Annotated in this window: 1 protein-coding gene; it reads left to right on the top strand. The window is 46.0% G+C overall.

Annotated features, from left to right (window positions below):
• On the top strand, positions 1-460 hold a 460-nt coding region (locus GO013_RS17095), incomplete at its 5' end, for a hypothetical protein (protein ID WP_203529701.1).
• Between the last annotated feature and the right edge of the window lie 136 nt (positions 461-596).

Here is a 596-nt window from a genome sequence, read left to right as displayed (position 1 = left end):
TCTTGATGGTACGATGTATGACTATCGAATTTTGTTACAAAATGTGTCCTTGTCTGGGAGTGCTGCGATTTTGCATGCGCTTATCGGGCATGGGGCTACCCCGGATTATTACACAGGCGGTTATTTTCGACATGCGTATCAATATTTGCATAATACTGCCGGTGGCTTTGCAACCGTCCCGACAGGGGCATCATGCTATCTCTCCGGCAATCTCAATGTGCCTCCCGAGAGTTATCTATCCGGCCATATGGACGTTGTATCCTTTGGCGCGTCGTCAGATATAATTCGGTGCGAATCAAATCTAACGTTTTATTATAATGCAAGCTGCAAATATGAATGGATAAAAACCGTTACAACTCGTCCTGATTGTTATCCGTTGACGGCTATCAAAATACTGCGAGGTGGCACTGTTGCGACGATTGCTACCGGTAAATATAAAATTTACAGGAGGCCCCGCTAATGTATAAGCGTGTTAATGGCAAGTTGGTTGATATAACAGACAGAGATTTATCGTCGACTGTGTTACCTCTCCCCTCAATTGAGGAGGTCAAAGCGGTCAAACAATCCGAGATCACGACGGCGGCGGACAGGGTCCT

Source organism: Pseudodesulfovibrio sp. JC047 (assembly GCF_010468615.1).
In the GTDB taxonomy this organism is placed as follows: Bacteria; Desulfobacterota; Desulfovibrionia; order Desulfovibrionales; family Desulfovibrionaceae; genus Pseudodesulfovibrio.
This window is presented reverse-complemented; position numbering and strand designations above follow the sequence as displayed.